The organism is Rhodococcus sp. 7Tela_A2 (assembly GCF_049311045.1).
In the GTDB taxonomy this organism is placed as follows: domain Bacteria; phylum Actinomycetota; class Actinomycetes; order Mycobacteriales; family Mycobacteriaceae; genus Rhodococcus.
In genome coordinates this window covers 15871-39503 of sequence record NZ_JAXION010000033.1, presented here as the reverse complement: position 1 = coordinate 39503, position 23633 = coordinate 15871, and the positions used below count along the sequence as shown (strand labels likewise).

Here is a 23633-nt window from a genome sequence, read left to right as displayed (position 1 = left end):
CAAAGCGTCCGGTCGCATCGTGGGTGGCGCGTGCGACGACCACCCCGCATTCAGCGCGTCCTACGACCTGGTGACCGACGAAAACGGCGTCCCGGGGCCGGGGGGGGGGGGGGGGCCCCCCCCGGCCCCCGCCCGGCCCCCCGCGACCGCATCGGCCAGCGCCCCGACCACCTGCACGCTGACGCCGTGCGCGTCGTCGAGCACCTCGGTGGCGAGGTCCATCGCGTGGGAACGTTGCCGCAGCGCCGGCGAGAGTACGTTCTCGAGTTTCGCCAGTGCACTGTCCGCATCGTCCGCCCTGTCCGCGCCGCCCGCACTCTCCGCGCTCGCGAGGCGAGGCGCGATCAGCCGCACTCCGGCGACCAGGATCGCGACCTCGTCGGCGGTGAAGAGCAGCGGCGGGACGGACCGGCCCGCCCTGAGCCGGTACGCACTCGACGGGCCGGGCCGGCTGTCCACCCGATACCCCAGACGGCGCAGCCGCTCGACATCGCGGCGGACCGTACGTGTGCTGACCCCCAGGCGCGCGGCGAGCACGGCTGCCGTCCACTCCCCTCCCCGCTGGAGAACCGACAGGAGTTCGAGCGCGCGTGTCGTCGGGTCGCTCGTCATGAAATCCATGGTGACCGAAATGGCGGACAGGATCGGGCCGTATCTCTCGATACGGTGACGCCGGAGCACTCGACGAGAGGAGATCCATACATGCGTATCGCCGTCACTACTCCCACCGGACACGTCGGCCGCCATCTCGTTCCCATCCTGGTCCGTGCCGGGGTGCGCCCCCTGGTCCTGGCGCGCCGTCCCGAGAAGCTGCCTGCTCGGCTGCGTGCGGAGGTCGACACCGTCGCAGTCGACCAGTTCGATTCGGATGCGGTCGTCGAGGCAACCGCCGGGGTCGACACGATCTACTGGGTGGACCCGCCACCTTCCGGCGACGACCCTCTCGCCGAGTACCGCCGCGCAGCCACGAGTATCGCCCGGGCGGTCACGAAAAACGGCATCGGGCGGGTGGTCTTCCAGAGCAGCGTCGGGGCCGAGAAGCGCCGCGGCGCAGGCGAAATCGACGGCCTGGCCGCCACCGAACTCGCACTGGACGACACGGATGCCGACGTCACGCACCTGCGGTGCGGGTACTTCTTCAGCAACCTGGAGTACCAACTCGACATGATCGCCTCCGGCACCGTGCAGGTGATCGTGCCGGTCGACCATCCGATGCCGTGGGTCGCGCCCCGCGACATCGCCGAGGTCGCGGCCACACGACTGCTCTCGACCGAGTGGAGCGGCCGTCACGTGCAGGCCGTCCACGGGCCGTCCGATCTCACGTGGACACAGGTCGCGGAGATCGTCTCCGCTGCGACGGACCTGCCGCTGCGCGCCGAACAGATCGCCGACGACGAGATGCGCCGGGGGTTACAGGCCGCCGGCCTGTCCGACGCGCAGGTCGACGCGATGACGGGCATGTCCACCGGCCTCCGCGACGGATTCGTTCCGGAACAATCACGCTCGATACGGTCCACGACGCCGACGACCCTGGCGGCGTGGGCGTACGACGTGCTGCGCCCGCAACTGTGACGCCCCTGCGCGGGACTCGCCGATCGTGGTGACTCGTCCCGTACAGTGCCAAGAATGACGTCCGAGACCCTCGTCACATATGCGGACGGCGCTGTTCGCGGTGTCCGAACCGGCGACCTGCTCACGTGGCGCGGCATTCCCTACGCGGCACCACCCGTGGGCGCGCTGCGCCTGCGCGCTCCCCAGCCCGTCGAACCCTGGACGGGCGAGCGGGACGCCACGCAGTTCGGCAATGCGGCATCCCAGCACCCGCGAGGAGTCGCCACGGGACGCCGCGGCGTCCGGGTGCGCCCCGCCGAGGACTGTCTCACGCTCAACGTCCTTGCGCCCGCGGGCCGGGTGCACAGTCCGCGGCCGGTGATGGTGTTCATCCACGGCGGCGCATTCACTCTCGGCACCACTGCCCTCTCCCTGTACGGGGGTGAGTCGCTCGTACGGCGCGGCGATGTGGTGTACGTGTCGGTCAACTACCGGCTCGGCGCGCTCGGATATCTCGATTTCCGCGAGTTCTCCGACGGCACCACACAATTCGACTCCAATCTGGGTCTCCGGGACCAGGTCGCGGCCCTCGAGTGGGTGCAGCGCAATATCGCTGCTTTCGGCGGCGATCCGGGCAACGTGACGATCTTCGGTGAATCGGCCGGGGGTACCTCGGTCACGACGCTGCTCGCGACGCCCGCGGCGCGCGGGCTGTTCTCCGGGGCGATCGCGCAGAGTCCCGCCCCGAACCTGGTGAACACCGCCGACAACTCCGCCCGGTGGAGTCGCGTGTTCCTCGAACTGCTCGGCGCCGACTCGGAATCGGCTGTCGCGGCACTCACCGGCGGTTCTCCCGCGGACCTGGGACGCGCGGGTGCGCGTCTGGGCGCCCACACTCTGAGGGACACTCCCGGCCTCCACCCGTTCGGGCCGGTTGTCGACGGCGATGTCGTCCCGATCGCTCCGCTCGATGCGTTCGAGACCGGAGCGGCTCATCCGGTCCCCCTCGTCATCGGCACCAACGACCGGGAAGGCGCTCTGTTCCCGAAGTTCCTCGACGGCCTGCCTACCAGTCCCGACCGCATCGACCGCATGTTCGCTGCGACCGACCCGGACGCGAAGAGCCGGGTGACCGCGGCGTACCCCGGATATCCGGACGAGAAGGCCGCCATCGATCTCGGCGGCGACTTCACGTTCTGGTATCCCGCACTCCAGATCGCACAGGCGCACGCACGCTTCGCACCGACGTACATGTACCGGTTCGACTACGCGCCGCGTCTCCTCAAGTGGACCGGGTTCGACGCGACGCACGCGGTCGATCTGCTGGCAGTGTTCGATCAGGCCGACGAGCCGATCGGCCGGATCCTCACCACCGCGGGCGGACGGCGCGGGCTGCGCACCGTCGCGGCATCGGTACAGCGGCAGTGGACACATTTCGCGAGGCACGGCGAACCACTGCCTTCGTGGCCCGCTTATGACGAAATAGACCGCGCGACCATGATTTTCGATGTTCCCCAGCGAGTGGAGGACGATCCGCGCCGAGAGCGGCGGATCGCGTGGGAGGGCTATCGCGGCTACACGAGCGACGCGCCTGCTACTTCACGACCGTGAGGAGAAACGCGACGTCCTCGATCGCCCGGACGCTGTGCCGCGCCGGCGGAATGACGATCAGATCCCCCGCCGACCCTTTCCACAGGTCGTCGCCTGCGACCAGCTGGAGTTGCCCCTGAAGGATCTGCAGGGTCGCCTCGCCGGGACTGTCGTGCTCACCGAGTTCGTGCCCGGCCAGCAGCGCCACCATGGTCTGCCGCAGATGCTTGGCGTGCCCGCCGAAAACCGTCTGCGAACTACGGCCACTGCTCGACGTCGCCGCCAGTTTCAGCTGCTGCCGGGCCAGCGCGGTCAGGGAGAGCTTGTCCATGTAGCGCAGTATGGCGTACTCACCGACACGACACTCAGCTTCGCGAATACCGGACCCAGCGAAACCTGATCCCCTTCGCCGACGACCGCCACTCTCCGGTCTCGGTCGCCGACCATTCGGGCCCGATCTCCGGAGCCGTCGCGTCCCCGTCGATGTCGAGGTCCACCTCGGTGACCAGCAGACGGGTCGCTCGCGGCATCGCCTGCGCGTAGATCTGGCCGCCACCGATGACCACGACATCGCCGTCGCCCGCGAGCCGGAACGCCTCGTCGAGACCGGATGCGGCGTGAGCACCGTCGGCCGACCATTCCGGGTCGCGGGTGACGACCACGTTGCGGCGGCCCGGGAGCGGCCGGAACTTCGGCGGCAGCGAATCCCACGTGAGACGCCCCATGACCACCGGCTTGCCCATCGTGGCGTCCTTGAAGAACGCCAGGTCTTCCGGGATGTGCCAGGGAATCTTGTTGTCGCGGCCGATGACGCCGTTGCGGGCCTGTGCCCAGATCAGGCTGATCTCACCCATCAGACGGCCACGGGCGCCTTGATCGCCGGATGGTGCCGGTAGCCGACGATCTTCACGTCGTCGAAGGTGTAGTCGAAGAGCGAGTCCCGGCGCTGCAACTGCAAGGTCGGGTACGGGTACGGCGCGCGCGTGAGTTGCTCGGTGACCTGCTCGATGTGATTGGAGTAGATGTGGCAGTCGCCGCCGGTCCAGATGAACTCGCCGGGCTCGAGCCCGACCTGCTGCGCCACCATGTGGGTGAGCAGCGCGTAGCTGGCGATGTTGAACGGCACCCCGAGGAAGAGGTCGGCGCTGCGCTGGTACAGCTGGCAGCTGAGCTTGCCGTCGGCGACGTAGAACTGGAAGAACGCGTGGCACGGCATCAGCGCCATCTTGTCCAGGTCGGCGACGTTCCACGCGGAGACGATCATCCGGCGCGAGTCGGGATTGCTGCGCAGCGTCTCGAGCACCTGCGAGATCTGGTCGATGTGCCGTCCGTCGGGAGTCGGCCACGAACGCCACTGGACCCCGTAGACGGGACCGAGATCGCCGTCCGGCTGCGCCCACTCGTCCCAGATCGTCACGCCGTGGTCGCGGAGCCACTGGACGTTCGAGTCGCCGCGCAGGAACCACAGCAACTCGTAGACGATGGACTTCAGATGCACCTTCTTGGTGGTGACGAGCGGAAAGCCCTCGGAGAGATCGAAGCGCATCTGGTGACCGAACAGGCTCCGCGTGCCCGTCCCGGTACGGTCGTTCTTCTCGGCACCGGTCTCGAGGACGAGTCGCAAGAGATCTTCGTAGGGGGTCGGCACAGTCACGAGGGCAGTCTACGGCGTCGTCCCGACACCGGTTCGTCCGCCGAGCCCCGGTGATCGCGCCCGAGTCGTAGCCTGGGAGCCATGCCCGAGCTGCCCGAGGTGGAAGCACTCGCCGTATTCCTGCGTGAGCATGCTGTCGGATCCGTGGTGGGCCGGATCGACGTGGCCGCGTTGAGCGTGCTGCAGACGGCAGATCCGCCGATCACCGCATTGCAGGGGCGGGACATCACGGGCGCCGCCCGGTACGGCAAGTTCCTCGCCATCGAGTGTTCGGACCTGCAGATGGTCACACACCTCTCCCGCGCGGGGTGGCTGCGGTGGCTCGACGAACCGTCGCAGTCTCCGCCGAAGCTGGGGAAGGGACCGCTGGCTCTGCGGGTCCACCTGTTCGCGCCCGACGCGACGACGCCGGCGTTCGATCTCACGGAAGCGGGCACCAAGAAGCGGCTCGCGGTCTGGGTCGTCGACGACCCGAAGAAGATCCCCGGTGTCGCGCGCCTCGGACCGGACGCCCTCGAGCTCACCGCCGACGAGTTCGCCGCACTGGTCGCCGGGAGTACCTCCCGGCTGAAGACGTTCCTCACCGATCAGTCCGTGCTCGCAGGAATCGGGAATGCCTACTCGGACGAGATCCTCCACGTGGCGCGACTGTCACCGTTCGCCACGGCCGGACGGCTCGACGACGCCTCGGTCTCGGCACTGTACGGCGCGATGCGCTCCGTGCTCGAGGACGCCGTCGCGCGATCCGTCGGGCAGGACGCAGCCCGGCTCAAGGGCGAGAAGCGCTCCGGCATGCGGGTGCACGCCCGCACCGGTCAACCGTGCCCGGTGTGCGGAGACACCGTCCGCGAAGTCTCCTACGCGGAACGTTCCTTCCAGTACTGCCCGACGTGCCAGACGGGCGGGAAGGTGCTCGCCGACCGCCGGCTGTCCAGGCTGCTCAAGTAGCCGTAGGCCGACTCCATCCGTGTGCCACCGACGCGCGGCACCGCGTGATGTCGTCGCCTGCTCCGACGAACAGCGCCGTGAGCATCGGTACACAGTGTTCGAGCGTGTCCTCGGGCAACGGCCCGTTCGCGACGAGCGACACCAACCCGTGGCCGATCGCCCAACTCTGGATCGCCAGGTCCAGGGGCTCGATTCCGGTGAAGCGGCCTTCGCCCTGGGCCCGGCGCACCGCCCGCACCAGATATTCGAGGGTGGCATCGGCAGCCGAGAGGTCTTCGAGGTCGACGCTCGCGTCGAACATCACCCGGTACAGGTCCGGCTGCTCGAGTGCGTTCCCGAGATACGCCGCGACGAGTGCGGTCAGGTCCCGGACCGGATCGTCCGTGAGCGCCACGGTCGCAAACCTGGCTTCCAGCCTGGTGAAGCCCTCCTGCCGGAGGGCCATCCACAACCCGTCCATGCCGCCGAAGTAGGTGTAGACGGCCATCGTGGAGACGCCGGTGCCCGCCACGAGTGCACGCAAAGTGATCGGTTCACGGGTACGGAGCATGTGGGCCGCCCGTTCGAGAAGCAGTGCGCGCACCGCCGGATCTTTGGACCTCACCATGCCTGAACAATACATAACATTGCGTTGCTATATTAAGCGCCTGCCAGTCCGATCAACCCAGAGGAGTACCGGTGCCCGTCACCTTGATGAACCCCGAAGCGTTGCCCGAGGTCGATCTCTACCGCCAGGTGTCGGTCGCGACCGGCTCGAAGCTCGTGTTCACGGCCGGTCAGGTCTCGGTCGATGCGCAGGGCACCCTGGTGGGCGCGGGCGATATCGCGGCCCAAGCCGAGCAGTGCTATCTCAACGTCGCCACCGCCCTGGCCGAGGCCGGCGCGACATTCGACGATGTCGCGAAATTGACCGTCTACGTCGTCGACTGGTCGCCCGACAAGATGGAACCGTTCGTCGAGGGCGTGGCCCGCGCCGCCGCGCGCCTCGGGATCGACAAGCCGCTCCCGCCCTTCACCGGCATCGGAGTGGCCGCCCTCGCGGGTGAGGGACTTCTTCTCGAAGTCGAGGCCACCGCGGTCGTCGACTGACGCCCCGGGCCGCATCTCCGAGGGCCACCTCGGAGCATGCGGTTACCGTATCGGTGTGACGCCCGCACCCGAAGACGCCGAACACGTGGACACCGAGGCCCTGTCCGGCTATCTGCACTCCGCTTCGGGCTCCCCGCGCGGCGTCGTCGCGCTCACACACGGAGCCGGAGGCAATTGCAACGCGAAGATCCTCCAGCTCATGTGCACCCGTTTCGCCGCGCACGGTTTCGTGGCGCTGCGGTACGACCTCCCGTTCCGCCGGCGCCGCCCCAAAGGGCCGCCGCAGCCGTCGCGTGCCGGCGAGGACCGCGAGGGGGTCGCCGCGGTCGCAGCCGCCACCAGGGAATATTCCGACGGGCCGCTCATTCTCGGCGGAGTGTCGTACGGCGGGCGCCAGGTGACCATGCTCGCCGCCGAACGACCCGGGATCGCGGACGGACTGTTGCTGATGTCGTACCCGCTGCACCCGCCGGGCCAGCCCGACAAGCCGCGGACCGAACATCTGCCTGCCCTCACCGCGCCGTCGGTGTTCGTGCACGGAGACCGGGACCCCTTCGGCACGCTCGACGAACTGCGGCACGCCCTCGCGCTCGTGCCGGCCCCGACGACGCTGGTCCCGGTGGAGGGCGCCGCACACGACCTGGGTCGCGCGAAAGCAGACCCGTCCGAGATCGCGGTCCGCGCGGTCCTGGCACTTGTGGACGGCCAGGCCCGATGAGCGAGCTCACCGACGGTGTCATCGACACCTTGCTGTCCGAAATGCGCGAGCGCCTGGACGAGACGGTCACCCCCGCGACGCTTCGTGGACTGCTCGAGGCCGTGCTCGTCGTAGGGTCCGGCCTCGAACTCGATTCGATGCTGCAGCGCATCGTCTCGGCAGCGACGTCGCTGCTCGGCGCCCGGTACGGCGCTCTCGGTGTGCGTGCCTCGGACGGCGGACTCTCGGAATTCGTCTACGTGGGCATCGACCCCACGCAGCGGGAGGTCATGGGACACCTCCCCGAGGGTCGCGGCCTTCTCGGCCTGCTCGTCAACGACCCCCGGCCGGTGCGTCTCGCCGACCTGTCCCAGCACCCCGGCTCGATCGGCTTCCCTGCCAACCATCCCCCGATGGGAAGTTTCCTCGGGACTCCGATCATGGTGCGCGGCAAGGTGTTCGGCAGCATCTATCTCACCGAGAAAATCGGCGCACCCGAGTTCACCGAGGAAGACGAGATCCTCCTGAAAGTCCTGGCGACCTCGGCCGGCATGGCCGTCGAGAACGCATGGCTGTTCGAGGGTTCCCTCACCCGCGAGCGGTGGCTCACCGCAATGGCCTCGATCAACGCCCGGTTGCTCGTCGGCGGCTCGGTCGACGACACCCTCTCGCTGCTCGTCGGCCAGGTTCGGGAACTCGCCGTGTGTTCCGAGGTGTACGTCGTCCTCGCCGACGGCGTACAGGGCTCGGTCCGGGCGGCGGCCCCCGCGGAGCCCTCCTTGACTTCGACGCGCGTCGACCTCACCGGGTCACCGATCATGCGCGCCCTCAGAACCCGGAAGCCGGTACACACGCGTACGACATGGCTTCTCCCGTCGGCGGATTCGAGCGGACCGGGGCACGCGGTGGTACTCCCACTCTCCGCCACCTCCGCGATCACCGGTGCGCTCGTCGCGACACGGGCAGCGGGGAGCGAACCGTGGGGCGACGAAGACGTCCTCCGCCTCGAATCGATGGCGAACCTCGCGGCCGTCGCCCTCGAGTTCGCAGAGCAACAACGCAAGCAGCGACTGCTCGATGTGCTCGCCGACCGCGACCGCATCGCACAGGACTTGCACGACAACGTGATTCAGCGGTTGTTCGCGACCGGGATGAGCTTGCAGAGCACCATGGCCTCGGGCGTCGGCAACGACCGGATGGCGGAGGTGGTGCAGCACGCGGTCGAACAACTCGACCGGACCGTCCGCGAGATCCGCACGACCATCTTCGACCTGCACACCACCGGCGCCGCAGCGTCGACGAGCCTGCGGCGGCGACTGCTCGACGTGGTCGGGGATCTGAGCGTCCACTCGGCCGTGTCGCCGAACATCCAGTTCCGGGGCCCGATCGACACCCTCGTGCCCGCCCGCATCCATCCACAAGCGGAAGCGGTGTTGCGGGAAGGGCTGAGCAACGCACTCCGGCACTCCCAGTCCGAGAACATCTCCGTCTCGGTCTCGGCCCTCGAGGACTTCCGGATCGAGATCGTCGACGACGGAACCGGGTTGCCCGCCACCGTTCGGCGCAGCGGTCTGATCAATCTGGAACGACGCGCCGAGCAGTGCGGCGGGTCGTTCCGCGTCGAATCCAACGAGAGCAGGGGCACGCGGCTGGTCTGGTGCGCCCCGCTCTGATCGCCGGACCCCGTCAGGTGTTGTCGTGCCCGCGTTCCTTGCGGAGCTCGGTGGCGAGCACAGCGGCCTGGGTGCGTCGCTGCATTCCGAGCTTCGACAGCAGCCGCGAGACGTAGTTCTTGACGGTCTTCTCTGCGAGGAACAGCCGCTCGGCGATCTCCCGGTTGGTCATGCCCTCACCGATCAGCTCGAAGACCGCGCGCTCCTGCTCGGACAGTTCGGCGAGCGGGTCTGCGTTGCGCGAGGCCCGGATCCGTTCCATCAAGGCCGCGGTCGCACGGCTGTCGAGCAGCGAACCGCCCTCTCCCACCGTGCGGATCGCGGAGACCAGGTCGGTGCCGAGGATCTGCTTGAGCACGAATCCGGACGCGCCCGCCATGATGGCGTCGAAGAGCGCTTCGTCGTCGGCGTACGACGTGAGCATCAGCGCCCGGAGTTCTGGCATGCGGTTGCGCAGTTCACGGCACAATTCCACCCCGTTCCCGTCGGGGAGTCGCACGTCGAGCACCACGACGTCGGCGTCGCTGCCGGGTACCCGGGCGAGCGCCTCCCCCACCGATGCGGCCTCTCCGACCACGGTGAAGTCGGCGACGCTGCTCAGCAGGTCGACGAGGCCGCGTCTGACGATCTCGTGGTCGTCGACGAGGAATACGCGGGGCATGTCACGCACCTTTCGTTGGGCATCGGTCCCCATTGTCCCAGCCGTCACCCTCGTGACCCGGCTCCGGGCCGTTCGACGGCAGGTCCGGGACCTTCGCCCCACGCGCGACAGGTGTCTCGTGAGCAACGCTACCTATGCGGGCGTGTGTGCCTACACCGCGTCCGGAAACGGTGACCCTGAGCGAGGAGGCGACCGTGTCAGTCGATTTCGAAACCTGGAACGCCGGGGGCACGGACATCATCGCACGGGCCGTGGTCGCGGCCCCGAGTGTTCACGACACCCAGCCGTGGAACCTGTACCTCCCCGGACAGTCGGCCGAACTCGAGGAACGCACCGAATTCGCCGAGCCCGGCGGCGATCCGCTCCGCCCCGACCGGACGATCTCGTGCGGCACAGCCGTCGCGAACCTGGAACTGGCCGTGCGCGTGCTGGGTTACCGGACCCGGACCGCTCTGTTCCCCGATCCCGAGCGCTCTGCGCTGGTCGCACGGGTCGACGCGGTCGAGGCGACCGCACCGTCGAACTGGGACCTTCGCCTCTACGCCGCAATATCCCACCGGCGCAGCCACCGCGAATCCTTCGCCGGCGTCCCGGTACCTGCCGAGACCATCGCCGACGTGATCTCCGCGGCTGCCGAAGTGCCCGGAATCCACGTCATGCTGCTGGCCCCCGACGAGGCGAGCGCCCTGGCCGGCACCCTCACCTATGCGGCCGAAGCCAAGCGCCGGCACCAGCACTACCAGCGCGAGATGTTCTCGTGGACCTCGCACTGGCAACCCGATGGGAACGCCGAGGTGGTCACGACGTGGAACACCGGTCTCGATGAGCGAGGTGCTGCGGGCGCAGCACTGATCACCACGGGCGTCCCCGACCCGGCTGCGCTCTCCGATTCCATCGCGCGAGAAACCGTTCTGCTGTTCGTGCCCGACTCCTCCGAACCGGAAGACCTGGTGCGTGTGGGAATGGCGGCCCAGCGGGCGTGGCTCGCAGCGGTCGACGCGCGACTGTCGGCATCGGTGCTCACGCATCCGCTGCGTATCGGGGACTCGGCGTCCCGGCTCGCCGAACTACTCGATCTGCCGGCGCCACCCCAGCTCATCATGCGGATCGGCTTTTGATGTGTGCGACAGGCGATTACAGTGCAATCCATTAGACCGTGATTCCTTCCGGCACCACGACGCAGACAGGAGGAGGCAGTGAGCGCACCCACGGGCGACCCGGTTCAGGCCCCCACGACGGAACTTTTCCACGCGGCGCTGGACATGGCACAGGCAGCGAAGGCGGGGAACGTCTCCGGCTGGCTCGCGTCCCGGTACAGCTGTGGCAGGTTCGACGACGTCGCGTTCCTCATGTCTCAGATGCTCGGCGTCCTCATCGAGAACGGCGCCATCGCCCGCGGCGTCCATCCCGCCGACGCCTGGAACGAACTACGCGAGCAGGGCGTCGACGAATTCGGCTGACACCCTGCTCGCGTAATAGCTGTTCTGCGCCGCGCGCTCAGTCCTCGACTTCGGACCGGACGACCATGACCGGGCAGTCCGCGGTCTGGATCAGCGCGTTGCTCGTGGAACCGAGCAGCAGCCCCTTGAAGCCGCCCCGGCCACGAGTTCCCACCACGAGCAACTGTGCCTGTTCGGCGTACTCGCTGAGCACACGCACCGGCCGGTCGCGTGCGACGACCCGTTCCACCACGACGTCCGGATAGCGTTCCCGATATCCCGCGAGCCGTTCCGCCAGGACGATTTCCTCGCCGGTCTGGATGCGACTCCAGTGCGGGTCTTCGGGCACCGCGCCGAGCGACGGCTGCACGCTCACATCGCTCCACACGTTGACGGCCACGAGGGTCGCGCCACGTGAGGAAGCTTCGGCGAACGCCGCCTCGACTGCGGCCCGGCACGACTCCGATCCGTCGACGCCCACCACGACGGGACCTTCGGCCGGCGGGGCGCCGTCGAGGGTGCGGCCGCGGACCACGACCACCGGGGCCACGGCATGGGACGCCACCGCGGTGGACACCGAACCTGCGAGCAGCCCCTTGACCTCCCCGAGTCCGCGGGAGCCCACCACGAGGCGATCGGCCTTCGCCGACACCGCGACCAGGGTGGACGCCACCTTGCCCTCGAGTTGCTCGGTGGTGACCTCGACCCGTCCGGAGTCGTCGACGATCTGCCGGGCCATCATGGCGGCGCTGTCGAGCCGATCGCGCGCCGTCGCCTTCATCTCCTCGTGGAAGCTCTGCGCGAGGTACGGCTCCGAGTAGTAGAACGCGGGGATGTGGACGACGGTGACGATGTGCAACGGCAGCGCGCGCGCCGCCGCGGATCGTGCCGCCCAGATCATCGCGTGGGTGGATGCCTCGGATCCGTCGACGGCGACGACGATCGGCTTGGGTTCGCTCATCGGTGGCGGGAACCTTTCTCGGGTTGTGTCAGCCGCAGATGTGCCGCAGCTGTTCGATCAATCGCACGCGACCGGCGGTGTCGGGCGCGAACGGTGTGACGTTGAGGGTCGTGACGCCCGACTTGGCGAATGCGGCCACCCGTTCGCGCACGAAGCCCTCCGACCCGATCAGCGACACCGCGCGGATCAGTTCGACGGGTACCGCGGCCGCGGCTTCTTCCTTCTTGCCGGACAGGTACAGATCCTGGATGTTCTCCGCTTCCTTCTCGTACCCGTAGCGGACCGCGAGGTCGTTGTAGAAATTCTTGCCCTTGGCGCCCATGCCGCCGACGTAGAGAGCGACCATCGGCCGGACCCAGTCGAGCATGTGCTCCACGTCGTCGCCGATGGCGAGCGGAACCTGGGCGTAGATCTGCAGATCTCCGAGGGCCGGGTCGCGCTTGGCCTTGCCCTTGGCGATGGAGTCTCCCCACACTCCCGCGGCTTTCTCCGGGAAGTAGAAGAGCGGCTGCCAGCCCTCTGCGATCTCCGCCGTCATCTCGACGTTCTTGGGTCCGAGCGACGCGATGATGATCGGAATCCGTTCGCGCACAGGCTCGTTGATGAGCTTGAGCGGCTTACCGAGACCGGTGCCCTGATCCGCGGGCAGCGGAATCTGGTAGTACTTGCCCTGGTGCTCGACCTTCTCGCGGCGCCACACCTGGCGGCAGATGTCGACGATCTCGCGGGTGCGGCCGAGCGGCGCGTTGTAGGGGACGCCGTGGAAGCCCTCCATCACCTGCGGACCCGACGCGCCGATCCCGAGCACGAACCGGCCGTCGGAGACGTAGTCGAGGCCCGCCGCCGTCATCGCCGTGAGCGTGGGGGTACGGGTGAACAACTGCAGGATGCCGGACGCGAGTTCGACACGGCTGGTCTTGGCCGCCAGGTAACCGATCTGGCTCACCGCATCGAACGAATAGGCCTCGGGTACGAACACGATGTCGAGTCCGGCCTGTTCGAGGTCAGCGACCTCGGCGGCGGTCTCGGCGAATCCACCGCTGTAGTTCAGTCCCATTCCGATGCGCATGCGCCACCCTCACTCCTGCCGCGCACCCGCGCGGACGTGGTCGTCGATAGTGCAACGCACACTACCGCCGTCACGATGCTCCGGGTCGCACGACCATCACGGGGCAGGCCGCCTCCCGCAGGAGCGTGTTGCTCGTCGAGCCCATCAGGAGGCCGGCGAATCCTCCACGACCACGGCTACCGACCACCACGAGCTGCGCCTTCTCACTCCAGGCCGTCAGGTGAACCCGCGGACCGTCGACGTAGATCTTGCGGTGCACCGTGACGTCCGGGAACCGGTCGCCGAAACCGGCGAGACATTCGGACACGAGGGCGTGCTCGCTCTCCTCGAACGCCACCGGATCGAACCAGTGCGGCGACGCTGCGATCTCACCCGGCCGCATGTCGCTCCAGACGTGCACCGCGACCAGATCGACCCGGCGCCACGACGCCTCCTCGAAAGCCGCTTCGACGGCCACTTCGCTCAGTGCGCTGCCGTCGAGCCCGACCACGACCGGCCGGTTGTCCGGAACGGGTGGTGCGGCGCCGCGTGCGACGACGACCGGACATGCCGCGTGACCGACGACCGCGACGGGCGTCGATCCCAGGAGCAACTCACCGAGCCGGGTACTGCCGGTCGCGCCGAGCACGACCATCGCAGACCGGCGCGACAGCTCTACCAGCCATTTCGCGCTACCCGTCAGTGCGATCTCGGTCGTGACCCGGACGTCGGGCTCGGTGGCACGAGCGATCTCCTCGGCGTCCGACAGCAGAGCGGTGGCGTCCTCCTCGGCCCATTCGAACACCTGGGAGGGCCGGAAGAACGGAAGCTCCGCCGAGGGCGTCGGCGTGAGCAACGACGCCGGGGCGAAATCGACTGCGTGGACGAGATGGAGCGTGAGGCCGCGCCCCGCCGCAGTCGCCGCCGCCCATCGAACAGCGCGTTCGGACGGAGGGGAACCGTCGACACCCACCGTCACCCGACGGCGGTCGTGGGGTTCTGCGCTCGGAGTCGTCACAAATCGAGGGTAGCCGCAATCGCAGGTCACCGTCGGGGACTTTGGTCCCACCGATTCGAGAAATTAGTCAGGACAACGGATTCCAGCGGCGATGCACATCACAATTTAATTGTCATTTCGGATACCTATTTATATCGTCCTGGGCATGCAACTCACTCGGTTCACCGATCTCGGACTGCGAGTTGTCACGCATCTGGCCGCCGCCCCGGCGGCAGACCTGCCGAACACCGCTACGGTCGCCGAACAACTCGGACTGTCGTACGCACACACCGTCAAGGTCGTTGCGCGACTCGGGGAGCTCGGCGTCGTCATCACCCGGCGCGGGCGCGGAGGTGGTCTGGCCATCACCGAACTCGGCCGAACCGCCACGATCGGGTGGCTCACGCGCCAGCTCGAGGGTGAAGGCGAGGTCGTGGACTGCGACGGACCGAAACCATGTCCCCTCCGCGGCAATTGCACTCTTCGCGTTGCCCTGCGCACAGCTCGGGAAGCCTTCTACTCCGCGCTCGACACACTCACCGTCGCAGATCTGGGGACCCGCGGGAACACCGCCGAACTGCCTTTTCCCGTGCCCCCGCGAATCTCGCCTGCCACCCACCCATGAGGAGAACCCATGCCGCTCTCGCCCGGATCCGAAGACGTGATCGCAGCGACGCTGCCCGCAGTCGGTGCGGCCATCGGCGACATCACGCCGTTGTTCTACCGGAAGATGTTCGACGCTCACCCCGAACTCGAACGGGACCTGTTCAACCGCGGCAACCAGAAGCAAGGTGAGCAGCAGAAGGCGCTCGCCGGTTCCATCGCGGCGTTCGCGACCCTTCAGCTCGATCCGGACCCGGCGCGCGTCGAGTCGATCCTCTCCCGCATCGCGCACAAGCACGCATCGCTGGGAATCAAGCCCGACGAGTACTGGATCGTCCACAAGCACCTGTTCGAGGCCATCGTGGAAGTTCTCGGCGAGGCCGTCACTCCCGAGGTCGCGGCGGCGTGGGACGAACTGTACTGGCTGATGGCGAACACCCTGATCGCCCTCGAAGCCGACCTCTATGCCGCCGCAGGCGTCGAGACGGGCGACGTGTGGCGCACCGTGCGTGTCGTCGGCAGGACGCACCAGTCCGCCGACACCGTGTCCTTCACACTGGCATCGAAGGACGGCTCGGTTCTGCCCACTTTCCGCCCGGGACAGTACCTTTCGGTCGGCGTTCGGCTTCCCGACGGCGCGCGCCAGATCCGCCAGTACAGCTTGTCCAACGCTCCGTCGAAGGGCGACTGGCGCATCACGGTCAAGCGCGTCCTCCCGGCCACCGGCGCCGACGGGACAACCCATCCCGCAGGTGAGGTCTCGAACTTCCTGTTCGACAACGTCTTCGAAGGTGACGACCTCGATGTCACGACTCCGTTCGGTGATCTGGTGCTCCCCGAGGACGACAAGCCGATCTTTCTCGCCTCGGCCGGGATCGGGTGCACACCGATGATCGGCATGCTCGACCACCTGGCGGAATCCGGCGACGCACGGCGCATCTCGATTCTCCACGCGGACCGATCTCCCGCGAGCCACGCGCACCGGCGCGAACTCGAAACACTGGTCGAACGGATCCCGTCGGCCGACGTGTACCGGTGGTACGAGGACCTCGGCGCACGGCAACCGCTGGAGACCATGCGCGTCGGCCGGGCCGACATTTCCGATCTCCCACTCGATCCGACCACGCGGGCATTCCTGTGCGGCCCGTTGCCGTTCATGCTCTCGCTGCGTGAGGCGCTCATCGCGCGCGACGTACCCGCCGAGAACATCCACTACGAGGTGTTCGGTCCGGACAGCTGGAGCCCGGCCTCCTGACGGACACTTCCCTCCACAGACGTATAGCGCACGGCGGGCTCGCCCCGTCGTGCGCTGTGCGGCTGTCCACCGAACTCGGAATATCGGTGTCCGGTCCGGCGCGCACCGCGCGTTTCGCAGTTAGGCTCGCGCCATGGATACAGGCGTCGACCACGCACCGAGCCTGCCCCGAGGCGTGAGTCTGCTCGCGCTGGTGAGCATCCTGCTCGCCGGCCTGGCCGCCGCGATACTCCCGTCATCCCCCACACCGGCGGACTCCGCCGCTCCGGCCGACGTCTTCAGCGCCGAACGCGCCGCCGCCCACATCGACGAGGTCGCCTCGACACCCCGCGTGCCGGGCACGCCGGATCACACCGCCGCCCGCGACTACCTCGTCTCCGCGCTCGAGGAACTCGGTTGGCGCACATCGGTTCAGTCCGGTGTCGGATGGACGACGGGCGGCGATCCCCCCGTACAGCGCGGCACCCGGGTAGGAAATGTCATCGCGATGATTCCCGGTTCCGATCCCACGGGAACCGTCGTGCTGGCAGCGCATTACGACACGGTGCTGGGCTCCCCCGGTGCGGGCGACGACGGTATCGGTCTGGGTACCACCCTCGAAACCGCGCGGGCGCTCGGTGCCGGACCTCGGCCGCGCAACGACATCATGGTGCTGCTCACCGACGGTGAGGAGAACGGACTGCTCGGGTCGCAGGTGTTCAGCCGGTCGCGTTCGCCCGCACTCGGCCCCACCGTCGTCCTCAACCACGAAGCTCGCGGCAATGCCGGTACTGCCACGACATTCCGGATGACGTCCCCGAACGGCCTGCTGCTCGATGCACTCACCCGGTCGCCGTGGGCCGACGCGGATTCGCTCACCCAGTTGCTGTTCGAAGCGCTCCCGAACGACACCGATTTCCGGAACTTCACCGAAGCGGGCTTCTCCGGGTTCGACACGGCGATCGCGGCAGGTGCCGCGTACTACCACAGCCCGCTCGACACCCCGGACCGGCTGAGCCGGGAGTCGCTCCAGCAGATGGGCGATACCTCCCTGTCCACCGCCCGGATCCTGGCGGACACCGACCTGATGACGCTGGACGACGGCGGAGACGAGGTCGTCTCACTGGTGCCGTGGGGCCTGCTGCATTATCCGCGGTGGGTGGAAATCGCCGGTGCCGTCCTCCTCCTCGTGGCGGTGGCCGTACTGGTGGTTGTCCGTGTCCGGCGCAGAGACGCTACGCCTCTCCAGATCCTGGCAACCGGCGCCCTCACGGTCGTCACGGGTGCGCTCGCCGCTGCCCTTGCCTGGCTCCCGTGGTGGCTCGCGCAACAGGTGTCGCCGGGGATGGCAGCACCGGTCGCCGAGGAGCCCTACCGCCCGGGCCCGTTCCAGATCGCGGCGGTCGTTGCGGCACTGGGCCTGCTGTTCGTCGTCGCCGCGGCTCTCCGCCGGCGCGTGCCCGGACCCGCCCTCACCTGTGGTGCCTTCCTTGCCGTCGCACTGCTCGCGCTGCTGGGCACTCCCTTTCCGGGTGCCGCGTCGACGCTCGTGCTCCCCGTCCTCCCCGCAGTGGTCGCCGTTCTCGTCACGCTGCTGCTACCCGCCGACGCCGTCAACCGCCGACTCGCCGTACTCACACTCGGCGCACTGCCCGGGGCGGTGCTCGGGGTGCGCGCCATACTCGTCTCGTTCGACGCGGGTTTGGTCGCGGGCGCACCGGGCGCCGGCATATTCGTCGCCCTCACGTTCGCCGCGACGCTTCCGCTCTGGGAGCCGATCCTGCGCGAGACGAGCATCCGGTGGTCCGCACTCGGCGCGCTGCTCCTCGTCGCGGTGTGCACGGTGACGGCCGGCGTCGTCAACCGCGACGGGGCGACGGATCCACGTCAGGAATACCTCTGGTACGCGCTCGACACCGACAACGGCAGTGCGACGTGGGCGTCGCCGCACGGACCGCGGTCCGCATGGAGCGAGGCCCTTCTCACCGCGTCCGCGACCCCGCTTCCGGAACTGTTTCCGTGGCGAGCGGACGAGTCGCTGTCCCATGGTGCGGCACCCGTGGCCGACCTTGTCCCACCCGACGTGGAGGTCCTCGAGGACACGAGTGCCGGTGGCGCCCGGGAGCTGCGGCTCCGTTTGTCATCGCCCAGAGGTGCTCCCGCGGTGGGGTTGTGGGTCGACGGCGCGACAGCCACCGTCCACGGCGCGACGGTCGATGGGCAACGAGCCGAGCCGTCTTCGGACTTCGGATTCATGTTCTGGGCGCCGGGCCCGAACGGCATCGAGGTCACACTCACGCTGAGTGTGCTCAGTGATCGGCTCGGTGTCCGGGTGAGCGATCTTTCGGGCGACCTGTCGGTGGTGCCCGGCTACGAGCCGCCGACCGATCGGGTGGTCGTGCAGCCCAGTGTGGTGGTCACGCGCGCACTGGAGATCTGAGTGCCCTGGAGATCTGAGCGCGGTGGGGTCTGCCTACCGGATCAACCCCACTGGTGAACGGGGTTGCCCTCGAGCATGTTCCCCACGTACTCACCCATCATCCCTCGGAGCGCGGTACGCCGGTCTTCGCCCGACGCTTCCCGCTTGGCGACGTGCTCGCGCTGCCACGCCGCACCGGTCCTCCGGTTGCTGCACCGGCCCTCGATGATCCCGAGGTACCGATCGCGGGCTTTCGACGAGAGGCCGAACGCTTCGAGACCTTTGTCGGCCAAGGGCAGCAGACACCGCAGGACGAGTTCGTCGGCACCCACCCAGCCGATCTTCGGCCAGTACAGTCTGGCGTCGAGACCGAACTTCGCACCGAGGACCAGGTTCTTCTCGGCCGCATCGAAACTCATCTGACGCCACAGCGGTTCTTCGGCGTCGACGAGCGCGCGGAGGGCGCCGTAATAGAACGCCGCGTTCGCCATCGTGTCGAGCACCGTCGGCCCGGCGGGCAGCACACGGTTTTCGACGCGCAGGTGCGCTTGCCCGTCGCTGATGTCGTACACCGGACGGTTCCAGCGATAGATGGTGCCGTTGTGCATCTGGAGTTCCCGCAGTTCGGGAATCCGGCCGGCATCGAGTTCGGTCATCGGATCCGAATCGCTCACCTCGGGGAGGAGCGCCGTGAAGTAGCGGGAGTTCTCCTCGAAGAGGTCCAGGGGAGATTCGATCCAGCGCTCACCGAACCACACTCGAGGCCGCACGCCCTGGTTCTTCAACTCGAACGGGCGAGTGTCGGTGGCCTGTGCGAACAACGGGATCCGGCTCTCGTGCCACAGCGACTTGCCTGCGAAGAACGGTGAGTTGGCTCCGAGCGCAACCTGGACCCCGGCGAGACACTGCGCCGCATTCCAGTGCGGTGCGAAGTCCTCGGGTGCGACCCGCAGGTGCAACTGCAACGAGGTGCACGCCGCCTCGGGGACGACCGAATTCATGTCCTCGCGAAGAGATTCCACTTCGTCGGTCCCCGGAAGCGGTACGCCGTCCAGGTCCAGTTCGAGGTCTTCTCCGCGGGCCGCGAAAATCTGCTCGTTGAGAGCCTCGTAGCGCGGATTGGCGGTGATGCGGTCCCGTCCGAGGTGGTCGAGTTCGAGAGTGGGGAGCATCCCGATCATCACGAGCTGGGCATTGTGCCGGTGCATCCGGTCGGCGGCGCGCCGCAACGAAGACCGGAGAGACTCTTCGAGCTCGAGGGTCGCGTCACCGGTCAGCGGACCCGGCTCGACGTTCATCTCGACGTTGAACTGGCCGAGTTCGGTCTGGAAGACGGCGTGATCGTCGATCGCCTGCAGCACCTCGATGTTCGACATCGCGGGAGCCATGTCGTCCTGGACGAGGTTGAACTCGATCTCCATGCCGAGCTGCGGTTCCGGCGACGAATGCACGTCGACGAACATGTCCTCGCGCAGCATCCGCTCGAGCGCGCCGATGCAGTCGCGCACCTTACGGCGAAATGCCCGCCGGTCCGCGCCGGTGAACGAACGTGCCGAAATCTCGGTGCCCATGGAACCCCCGGTAGCGCTGACTTCTGTCTCGAAACAAGCCTAACGCTCGGCCGGACACCCGCAGGTGATCAGACCGCGCGGGAATGGCCCCAGTCGGCGACGACACCGCGGTTGCTGAGCCACGCGTTGGGATCGGTCTTCGTGCCGTCCTGGTCCCAGACCTCGAAGTGGAGGTGCGGGCCGGTGGACCAGCCGAGGTTGCCCACGGTTGCGATCTGCTGCCCGGCAGAGACACGTTCGCCGGCTGCGACCTGGTAGGTGTCGACGTGGCCGTAGACCGCCGTGGTGCCGTCGTCGTTGAGCACGCGGACCCACTGTCCGTATCCGGATGCCGCACCCGCGTCGAGCACGGTGCCGTCGGAGGCGGACATGATCGGGGTGCCGATCGGGGCGGCGATATCGATACCGCCGTGGTGCGCGCCCCAGCGAGCACCGAAATCGGAGGTGAGCGTGCCGGACACAGGCTGCACGGTGCTCGGCTTGATCGGGTTCAGACTGTCCAGCCAGTTGTTTCCACCGGCGAACTGGTCGACGAGCTGCGTGATCTCGGCCGGAAGCTGCGGGGCGTCCTGCGCGGCTTGCGTGGTGACACCGGGGATCGCCGGAACCTCGACACCCGCGGGCAGCAGGCCCTCGGGCAGAGCGAACGGGAGCGTTCCGGTCGTGGGCGCTTCGGTGTGGGCCGGCGCTTCGTGACCGGGATGCGCGGCGGCGGTACCGGCGGTGAACTGGGCGCCGACTGCGAAGAAGGCACCGGTAGCTGCGGCGACGGTCGCAGCCTTCACCGGCGCGGACGTACCGGTGGGCTCCTCGCGGTGACGGCCCTTATTGGACGGGGAAAAGGAAAAGTCGATATCGAAAGCATTTTCTTCACGTGCGAGCTGGTGCCGTCCCACAGTCATTTTCCCGTTCGTCGTCCCGATTTCGAGCTGAGCCTCCGGTGGCCCGTCGTTCCTGGCGACCCAAGGTAACAAAACGATATAGGGATGCGCCAGCGTGATCATCTCTTAATCTCAGGGTGCGGGACAACGGCCGATTCGACCCCCACCGGACCGACGCCGAGAGCCGTTCGCTTCGCCCTCGGCACCTGCCGCCCGCTACACTCACAGCGCGCCATGATCCGGTCCGCCGCCTCACGCGCGCGCCCTCGTAGCTCAGGGGATAGAGCACCGCTCTCCTAAAGCGGGTGTCGCAGGTTCGAATCCTGCCGGGGGCACAGAAGAACGATCCGTCGCCCGGTACCGGCTTTCGCGAAGCTCGGACGGGCGACGGATCGCTTCGTACGGTCTTGCCTACTTGAGTGTGCTGCCGGCGTCGACTGTGAGAGTCAGGCCCGTGACATACCGGGATTCGTCCGACGCCAGGAAGAGCACAGCGTTGCTGATGTCTTCGGGTTCCACCCAGCCGATCGGCAGCACGTGCATGAACTGTGCCGCCACCTTCAGGTCGTCCGGTCCCGGATTCTCGAGGTCGGGGCGGAACATCTTCATGGCGCCCTCGTTCATGAACATCGGGGTGTTCACATTGGTGGGGTGCACCGTATTGACGCGGATGAAGTGTTCACCCAGCTCGACTGCGAACGAGCGCATCAAACCGACGACACCGTGCTTGGCCGCGATGTACGGGCCCGTATTCGGATAGGCCTTGAGTCCGCCCACCGAACTCGTCAGGATGATCGAACCACCCTGCCCGCCCTCGATGATGTGGGGTACGGCTGCCTTCACCGTCTTCCAGACTCCCGACAGGTTGATGTCCTGCATTTCCTGCCAGTCGAACTCGTCGGTCTGGTGAAGCGGGGTTCCGCCCGTTCCGATCCCGGCGTTGGCGACGATGATGTCGAGCCGCCCCAGTTGTGCGACCCCGTCGTCGACGGCGGCCTTGACCGCGTCGAAATCGCGGACGTCGGCTTGCACCGTCACGATCCGCCGGTTCAGGCCCTTGACCACCTCGACGGTCTCGGCCATGTCCTCCGGAGTGGCCGGTTCGATCAGTGCGTTGTCCCTGATGGGGCCGCAGATGTCCAGGGCGATGATGTCCGCGCCCTCTTGCGCCAATCGCACCGCGTGACTACGTCCCTGACCGCGCGCGGCACCGGTGACGAACGCGACCTTGCCTTCAACTCTTCCCGCCATGAACTCCCTCTCTCATTGCGCCCCGGGTGATGACCCGGCGCGGTAACCGTGGGACTGCTTCAGTCGAATTGTGTTCGGGTATCAGGGATTTCTGGTGTACTCGATGTTCAGCTCGACGAGTCCGCGGAGCAGGAAGGTGGGCTCGTAGAGGAACTTCCGGTCGTCTTCCGGGCCGTGTGCGCTGTCGCTGATGCGGATGTCGCTCATGCGGTCGAGCAACTTGTTGAGCGTGACGTGGCCTTCGATGCGGGCAAGCGGCGCGCCTGCGCACGTGTGCAGGCCCCGCCCGAATGCGATGTGATCGTGCGCGTTCTTGCGGTCGAGCCGGAATTCGTTCGGGTTCTCGAACTTTCGCGGATCACGGTTGGCCGCTGCAAGGCTCAGCATGACCACGGTCCCCGCGCGGACCTCGACGTCGCCGATGGTGGTGTTCTTCTTCACCAGGCGGAAGTCGACCTTGGTCGGACTGTCGAATCGCAGCGACTCTTCCATGAAGGGTTTTACGAGGCTGCGATCCTCGCGCAAGATCTTCTGGTATTCCGGTCGTTCGCAGAGCACCCGCAGCGCCGAACTGAGTAGCTTCGTCACCGTTTCCTGGCCGGCGGCGAACAGGAAGGTCGCCGGCCGGACGAGCTCGAGCAGTTCCGGCGTGGTCCCGTCCGGATACGTTGCCGCTGCCAGACCACTGAGAATGTCCCCGCGGGGTTCACGTCGCCGCTCGGCGAGGTAACCGGAGAAGCGGTCGTCGAGGTACTCGAGCGGATTGACCGCGACCGTTCTGTGGTCGAGTGCCCCCACCGGGATACCGGATCGCTCGGCGGCACCGAGCGCGAAACGGAACTCTTCGCGGTCCCCCTCCGGAACTCCCAGAAGGTCCGTGATCGCCAGAGTGGCAAACGGTTTGGCGTACTGCCCGAGGAACTCGCAGTGCTCGTCGTCGAAGAATTCGTCGAGCACCTGGTCCGCGAGCGACCACAGGTACTCCTCGTTTTCCTTCAGCCGCTTCGGCGTGAGGAGCCGGCCCAGCAACGAGCGTGCACGCGTGTGATCGGGAGGGTCCATCACGACCATGTGCTCCGAGATCGGAAAGAGGTGACGGTGCGCCGCGATCTGGTCCGTGATGTCGTCGCCCTCGGGTTCGAACGGCAACGGCGGAAACGGCCCGCCGATCGCGTTGACCGCGGAGAGCGCCTCGGAGTTCTTGAAGCCCTCGACAACCTCCGGATAGCCGGTGACCACCACGACGCCGTAGTTCGGCTCGCGGAACACGGGATTCCGGCTTCGGAGGTGGTCGAAATAGTCGAAGGGGTTTTGCGCCAGGTCGCCGTCGGAGAAGTAGTCGGCTGAGGCGAGATCGGTCATCGGT

At 67.6% G+C, this 23633-nt stretch carries 24 protein-coding genes and 1 tRNA gene; 12 read left to right on the top strand and 13 right to left on the bottom strand.

Features of this window, described 5'->3' with window-relative positions:
* Nucleotides 1-60: 60 nt before the first annotated feature.
* On the bottom strand, nucleotides 61-612 hold the full coding sequence (locus tag TVH25_RS08835) for a helix-turn-helix transcriptional regulator (RefSeq protein ID WP_422423854.1): 552 nt from the start codon (nucleotides 610-612) through the stop codon (nucleotides 61-63).
* 90 nt (nucleotides 613-702) lie between these two features.
* Here TVH25_RS08835 and TVH25_RS08830 point away from each other — a divergent pair, with 90 nt between their 5' ends.
* The gene (locus TVH25_RS08830) at nucleotides 703-1572 is read left to right on the top strand and encodes an NAD(P)H-binding protein (RefSeq protein WP_296550584.1); all 870 of its coding nucleotides are present in this window, start codon (nucleotides 703-705) and stop codon (nucleotides 1570-1572) included.
* A gap of 54 nt (nucleotides 1573-1626) precedes the next feature.
* Nucleotides 1627-3162 carry a carboxylesterase/lipase family protein gene (locus tag TVH25_RS08825; RefSeq protein WP_296550583.1) on the top strand — a complete coding sequence of 512 codons (1536 nt, stop codon included), beginning with the start codon at nucleotides 1627-1629 and terminating at the stop codon, nucleotides 3160-3162.
* Here the strand turns inward: TVH25_RS08825 and TVH25_RS08820 are convergent.
* The 3 genes from TVH25_RS08820 to TVH25_RS08810 are packed head-to-tail and all read right to left on the bottom strand — an operon-like array spanning nucleotide 3146 to nucleotide 4795.
* On the bottom strand, nucleotides 3146-3472 hold the full coding sequence (locus TVH25_RS08820) for a cupin domain-containing protein (RefSeq protein WP_169621098.1): 327 nt from the start codon (nucleotides 3470-3472) through the stop codon (nucleotides 3146-3148). The two genes, TVH25_RS08825 and TVH25_RS08820, sit on opposite strands and share 17 nt — an antisense overlap.
* Before the next feature lie 34 nt (nucleotides 3473-3506).
* Complete coding sequence (locus TVH25_RS08815) at nucleotides 3507-3995, bottom strand: dihydrofolate reductase (protein ID WP_296550582.1); 489 nt, start codon at nucleotides 3993-3995, stop codon at nucleotides 3507-3509.
* Nucleotides 3995-4795: a thymidylate synthase gene (locus TVH25_RS08810; protein WP_169621100.1), complete on the bottom strand. Its 801-nt coding sequence runs from the start codon at nucleotides 4793-4795 to the stop codon at nucleotides 3995-3997. Before TVH25_RS08810 ends, TVH25_RS08815 begins: the two co-directional genes overlap by 1 nt.
* An 81-nt stretch (nucleotides 4796-4876) precedes the next feature.
* Here TVH25_RS08810 and TVH25_RS08805 point away from each other — a divergent pair, with 81 nt between their 5' ends.
* Nucleotides 4877-5743, top strand: coding sequence for an Fpg/Nei family DNA glycosylase (locus TVH25_RS08805; RefSeq protein WP_169621101.1), 867 nt, complete (start codon nucleotides 4877-4879; stop codon nucleotides 5741-5743).
* Here TVH25_RS08805 and TVH25_RS08800 read toward each other — a convergent pair.
* Nucleotides 5736-6350 carry a TetR/AcrR family transcriptional regulator gene (locus TVH25_RS08800; RefSeq protein ID WP_422423853.1) on the bottom strand — a complete coding sequence of 205 codons (615 nt, stop codon included), beginning with the start codon at nucleotides 6348-6350 and terminating at the stop codon, nucleotides 5736-5738. The two genes, TVH25_RS08805 and TVH25_RS08800, sit on opposite strands and share 8 nt — an antisense overlap.
* A gap of 71 nt (nucleotides 6351-6421) precedes the next feature.
* Here TVH25_RS08800 and TVH25_RS08795 point away from each other — a divergent pair, with 71 nt between their 5' ends.
* The 3 genes from TVH25_RS08795 to TVH25_RS08785 are packed head-to-tail and all read left to right on the top strand — an operon-like array spanning nucleotide 6422 to nucleotide 9202.
* On the top strand, nucleotides 6422-6832 hold the full coding sequence (locus tag TVH25_RS08795; RefSeq protein WP_169621103.1) for a RidA family protein: 411 nt from the start codon (nucleotides 6422-6424) through the stop codon (nucleotides 6830-6832).
* Nucleotides 6833-6887: 55 nt separating this feature from the next.
* Nucleotides 6888-7550 (top strand): alpha/beta family hydrolase, encoded by a 663-nt coding sequence (locus tag TVH25_RS08790; RefSeq protein WP_296550580.1) that lies wholly within the window; start codon nucleotides 6888-6890, stop codon nucleotides 7548-7550.
* Nucleotides 7547-9202: a GAF domain-containing sensor histidine kinase gene (locus TVH25_RS08785; RefSeq protein WP_169621104.1), complete on the top strand. Its 1656-nt coding sequence runs from the start codon at nucleotides 7547-7549 to the stop codon at nucleotides 9200-9202. Before TVH25_RS08790 ends, TVH25_RS08785 begins: the two co-directional genes overlap by 4 nt.
* Before the next feature lie 13 nt (nucleotides 9203-9215).
* Here the strand turns inward: TVH25_RS08785 and TVH25_RS08780 are convergent, their stop codons facing one another.
* The gene (locus TVH25_RS08780; protein WP_169621105.1) at nucleotides 9216-9863 is read right to left on the bottom strand and encodes a response regulator; all 648 of its coding nucleotides are present in this window, start codon (nucleotides 9861-9863) and stop codon (nucleotides 9216-9218) included.
* A gap of 194 nt (nucleotides 9864-10057) precedes the next feature.
* Here TVH25_RS08780 and TVH25_RS08775 point away from each other — a divergent pair, with 194 nt between their 5' ends.
* Together TVH25_RS08775 and TVH25_RS08770 are read left to right on the top strand one after the other, a co-directional pair.
* A complete protein-coding gene (locus TVH25_RS08775; RefSeq protein WP_422423851.1) occupies nucleotides 10058-10981 on the top strand; it encodes a nitroreductase family protein in 924 nt (307 codons plus the stop codon).
* Nucleotides 10982-11059: 78 nt separating this feature from the next.
* Nucleotides 11060-11323, top strand: a complete 264-nt coding sequence (locus TVH25_RS08770; protein WP_072701578.1) for a hypothetical protein — start codon at nucleotides 11060-11062, stop codon at nucleotides 11321-11323.
* A gap of 37 nt (nucleotides 11324-11360) precedes the next feature.
* On the opposite strand, the gene TVH25_RS08765 is transcribed toward TVH25_RS08770, so the two are convergent.
* The 3 genes from TVH25_RS08765 to TVH25_RS08755 all read right to left on the bottom strand — a co-directional run bounded on the left by TVH25_RS08765 (nucleotide 11361) and on the right by TVH25_RS08755 (nucleotide 14329).
* Nucleotides 11361-12263 carry a universal stress protein gene (locus TVH25_RS08765; protein WP_422423849.1) on the bottom strand — a complete coding sequence of 301 codons (903 nt, stop codon included), beginning with the start codon at nucleotides 12261-12263 and terminating at the stop codon, nucleotides 11361-11363.
* 28 nt (nucleotides 12264-12291) lie between these two features.
* The gene (locus TVH25_RS08760) at nucleotides 12292-13332 is read right to left on the bottom strand and encodes an LLM class F420-dependent oxidoreductase (protein ID WP_422423848.1); all 1041 of its coding nucleotides are present in this window, start codon (nucleotides 13330-13332) and stop codon (nucleotides 12292-12294) included.
* A gap of 70 nt (nucleotides 13333-13402) precedes the next feature.
* Entirely contained in the window at nucleotides 13403-14329 is a 927-nt protein-coding gene (locus tag TVH25_RS08755) for a universal stress protein (RefSeq protein ID WP_169621110.1), read from the bottom strand.
* Nucleotides 14330-14474: 145 nt separating this feature from the next.
* On the opposite strand from TVH25_RS08755, the gene TVH25_RS08750 reads away from it, so the two are divergent.
* The 3 genes from TVH25_RS08750 (at nucleotide 14475) to TVH25_RS08740 (ending at nucleotide 18585) form a co-directional block, all read left to right on the top strand.
* The gene (locus TVH25_RS08750; RefSeq protein ID WP_296550576.1) at nucleotides 14475-14933 is read left to right on the top strand and encodes an RrF2 family transcriptional regulator; all 459 of its coding nucleotides are present in this window, start codon (nucleotides 14475-14477) and stop codon (nucleotides 14931-14933) included.
* 9 nt (nucleotides 14934-14942) lie between these two features.
* Nucleotides 14943-16166, top strand: a complete 1224-nt coding sequence (locus TVH25_RS08745; RefSeq protein ID WP_422423847.1) for a globin domain-containing protein — start codon at nucleotides 14943-14945, stop codon at nucleotides 16164-16166.
* Nucleotides 16167-16299: 133 nt separating this feature from the next.
* A complete protein-coding gene (locus tag TVH25_RS08740) occupies nucleotides 16300-18585 on the top strand; it encodes a M28 family peptidase (protein ID WP_422423846.1) in 2286 nt (761 codons plus the stop codon).
* Nucleotides 18586-18626: 41 nt separating this feature from the next.
* On the opposite strand, the gene TVH25_RS08735 is transcribed toward TVH25_RS08740, so the two are convergent.
* The gene (locus TVH25_RS08735; RefSeq protein ID WP_422423845.1) at nucleotides 18627-20135 is read right to left on the bottom strand and encodes a glutamate-cysteine ligase family protein; all 1509 of its coding nucleotides are present in this window, start codon (nucleotides 20133-20135) and stop codon (nucleotides 18627-18629) included.
* Nucleotides 20136-20203: 68 nt separating this feature from the next.
* Nucleotides 20204-21031: a M23 family metallopeptidase gene (locus TVH25_RS08730; RefSeq protein WP_422423856.1), complete on the bottom strand. Its 828-nt coding sequence runs from the start codon at nucleotides 21029-21031 to the stop codon at nucleotides 20204-20206.
* 247 nt (nucleotides 21032-21278) lie between these two features.
* Between TVH25_RS08730 and TVH25_RS08725 the strand changes: the two genes are divergently transcribed.
* Nucleotides 21279-21351: transfer RNA gene (locus TVH25_RS08725), tRNA-Arg, on the top strand.
* Between the two features lie 76 nt (nucleotides 21352-21427).
* On the opposite strand, the gene TVH25_RS08720 is transcribed toward TVH25_RS08725, so the two are convergent.
* Together TVH25_RS08720 and TVH25_RS08715 are read right to left on the bottom strand one after the other, a co-directional pair.
* A complete protein-coding gene (locus TVH25_RS08720; protein WP_422423844.1) occupies nucleotides 21428-22267 on the bottom strand; it encodes a mycofactocin-coupled SDR family oxidoreductase in 840 nt (279 codons plus the stop codon).
* Nucleotides 22268-22348: 81 nt separating this feature from the next.
* Nucleotides 22349-23629, bottom strand: a complete 1281-nt coding sequence (locus TVH25_RS08715) for a cytochrome P450 (protein WP_378528745.1) — start codon at nucleotides 23627-23629, stop codon at nucleotides 22349-22351.
* Between the last annotated feature and the right edge of the window lie 4 nt (nucleotides 23630-23633).